Source organism: Saccharomonospora iraqiensis subsp. iraqiensis, assembly GCF_000430445.1.
Classification (GTDB): Bacteria; Actinomycetota; Actinomycetes; order Mycobacteriales; family Pseudonocardiaceae; genus Saccharomonospora; species Saccharomonospora iraqiensis.
On the sequence record NZ_KE387101.1, the window covers coordinates 1 to 2,826 of the forward strand.

The 2,826-nt window shown below is 73.2% G+C and carries 3 protein-coding genes; all 3 read left to right on the forward strand.

All coding sequences use genetic code 11. The features are described 5' to 3' along the window. Positions 1 to 140: 140 nt before the first annotated feature. Positions 141 to 695 (forward strand): DUF3000 domain-containing protein, encoded by a 555-nt coding sequence (locus tag ACTIR_RS0114365; RefSeq protein WP_199285628.1) that lies wholly within the window; start codon positions 141 to 143, stop codon positions 693 to 695. 488 nt (positions 696 to 1,183) lie between these two features. Continuing rightward, positions 1,184 to 1,900 carry a LuxR C-terminal-related transcriptional regulator gene (locus tag ACTIR_RS23430; protein WP_007027156.1) on the forward strand — a complete coding sequence of 239 codons (717 nt, stop codon included), beginning with the start codon at positions 1,184 to 1,186 and terminating at the stop codon, positions 1,898 to 1,900. 66 nt (positions 1,901 to 1,966) lie between these two features. After that, positions 1,967 to 2,826: HRDC domain-containing protein (locus tag ACTIR_RS23435; protein ID WP_034240188.1), on the forward strand; the 860-nt coding region annotated here is incomplete at its 3' end.

The window sequence follows — 2,826 nt, forward strand, 5'->3', positions numbered from 1 at the left end:
CCGGCCCCGTCCGGGCCCGTCCGGGGCCGCCGCGGTCGGCGTGACCGGGCACACACCGCCGACATCGCCGCGTCCCGGGTCCCGGCGCGTGTCGTCCACGGTCGTGACGCGGTGCGGCTTACAGTCGGGGCGTGACCGCCATGACCGAGGCGCCCGAGGAGTTCCGCACCGCCGTCGCCGCCCTGCGTTCGGTGTGCCCACGGCCCGAGGTGACGCTCGAACCGATCAGAGCACCCCGGCGGCTCGCGCCGTGGGCGTTCGCCGTCGGGGCCGAGACGACCGGACCCGGCGACGTCCCCGCGTCGGGCCGGTTGGTGCTGTTGCACGACCCCTGCGGCCAGGAGGGCTGGGACGGGGCGTTCCGGATCGTGGTGTACCTCCGCGCCGAGGTGGACGCCGACCTCGCGGGGGACCCGTCCCTGGCCGCGGTCGGCTGGTCCTGGCTCACCGACGCGCTGGAGACCTCCGGGGCCGGCTGGACGGCGCTCGGGGGCACGGTCACGGCGACGTCCTCGACCCGCTTCGGTGACATCGACGGCCCGTCCCGCAGCGACGACGTCGAGCTGCGCGCGTCCTGGAGCCCGACCTCGACGGAGCTGCGCCCGCACGGCGAGGCGTTCGCGCAGACGCTGGGCAGTTTCGTGGGCCTGCCGCCGGTGGGCGTGACCCTGTTCGGGCAGCGCCGGGGGGAGTGACCCGACGGCGCGGTGTGGCCCCCCGGCCGTTCCGCGGGGCCGGACGGACGGGTCCGCGAACCCGCCCGGACACGGTGTGCGACACTTGTCTCACTCGCGGTGATCCACACCCCGCGCGGGAGCGCGGCACGGTCCGCCGCCCCCGCCCCCGAACGTCCCCAGCCTGCTGAAACGACCGTTCCGAACGACCGCCGCCGGCGCGTGCACGCGGCATCTGCACGCGCGAATGGAAAGTCGGAACCTCGTGACATCGCGGACGCAGAGCAGTGCGTTAACCACTTTGCGTATCACGACCCGAATGCGCTATAGAACAGGTCGGGACCAGTTACCCGATAGGGACAGATGCCCGTTCAATCCCCCCACTGACCCAGTTGGGCGGCTAGAGTGCTTTCCGACGACACCACTTTCGGTCTAAAGCTGGCGCGGCTGAACGGCCGAAAGTCCCGGTGCCGGTCGGGGGGCACGACCGACTCCAGGGAGGTAGTGACGTGGCTGCCGTCGGCTTAACTCAGGCCGTCCGATCCACGCCAGCCGGCGCGTTGCCGGCGAGCATGGTCCCGCACCCGCGGGAGGAACTGTTCTCGGTGATGGTGGTCGACGACCACCCGCTGTTGAGGGAGGCGATTGCCGGACGAATGGCGCAGATGGGCGCGGGAACGGTCCACGAGGCCGCGACCGTCGCCGAGGCGAGGGCGAGGGCCGCGGCGACCGGCCCGTGCGACCTCGCCATTCTCGATCTCGGGCTTCCGGACGGGAGCGGCATCGAACTCGTCACGGAGCTGCGCAACACGGGGTGGCTCCGGGTCGTGGTGCTGGCGTCCTCGGACGACCCGTACGCGGTCCGCTCGGCGTTCCAGGCGGGTGCCCAGGCGTACCTGCTGAAGTCCGCGTCGCCGGTGGTGGTCACCGACGGCGTGCGCCGGGTGCTCGAGGGCGGTGTCTACGCCGATCCGAGCGTGGCACCGGTCCTGGCCACCGGGACCCGGGTGGCGGGCACCGACAACACCCCGCGTGAGCTGTCGGCGCGGGAGGTCGAGGTGCTCCAGCTGGTCGCGGACGGCCAGTCCAACAAGGAGATCGGTGACGAGCTCAGTCTCTCCGCGCTCACGGTGAAGTCCCACCTGTCGCGGATCGGCCGCAAGCTCGGCACCGGTGACCGGGCCCAGATGGTGGCGCTGGCCATGCGGGCGGGCGTCATCCGCTGACGGGACGAGACCCTACGGGACGGGCCGACCAGGCGCGGTGGAGCCCGTCCCGTAGGGTCCACAGCCGTGAGCACCGCAGATCAGGGCGCCGGGAGCCAGGACGGTCCCGGGGGCGTCCCGTTGACCGAACCGGCGGGCGGGACACCGCCGGTCATCACCGACGTCGCCGGGCTGCGGGAGGCGTGTGCCCGGTTGGCCGCCGGCAGCGGGCCGATCGCCGTGGACACCGAACGGGCGTCCGGGTACCGCTACTGGCCGAAGGCCTACCTCGTCCAGCTCCGGCGGGAAGGAGCCGGCACGCTGCTGGTCGACCCGATCCCGCTGGACGGGGAGCTCGCTCCGCTGGCGGAGATCCTCGGGGCGCACGAGTGGGTGCTGCACGCCGCCTCGCAGGATCTGCCCTGCCTGGCCGAGCTCGGGCTGCACCCGCCCGCGCTGTTCGACACCGAACTCGCGGGCAGATTGGCCGGCTACGAGCGTGTCGCGCTCGGCACGCTGGTGGAGACCCTGCTCGGGTACCGGCTGGAGAAGGGGCACAGCGCGGCCGACTGGTCCCGTCGTCCGCTGCCCGCGGAATGGCTGAACTACGCGGCCCTCGACGTGGAACTGCTCGTCCCGCTGCGCGGGAAGCTGGAGGCCGAACTCGCGGGCCAGGGCAAGCTCGACTGGGCACACCAGGAGTTCGAGGCGGCGCGCACGGCGGGGCCGCCCGCCCCTCGGGCGGAACCGTGGCGGCGTACCTCCGGCATCCACAAGATCAAGACCGCCCGGGGGCTGGCCGCCGTCCGTGCCCTGTGGGAGGAACGAGACGCACTCGCGCGGGGGCGGGACCGCGCGCCCGGCCGCGTGCTGCCGGACAGTGCGATCGTGAACGCGGTGCTGGCCGACCCGCGCACCGACGCGGAACTGCGCGCGCTGCCGGTGTT

Bases quoted from the DNA above. Each gene is read 5' to 3' on its own strand.
- ACTIR_RS0114365 (WP_199285628.1), top strand. From the start codon at position 141: ATGACCGAGGCGCCCGAGGAGTTCCGCACCGCCGTCGCCGCCCTGCGT.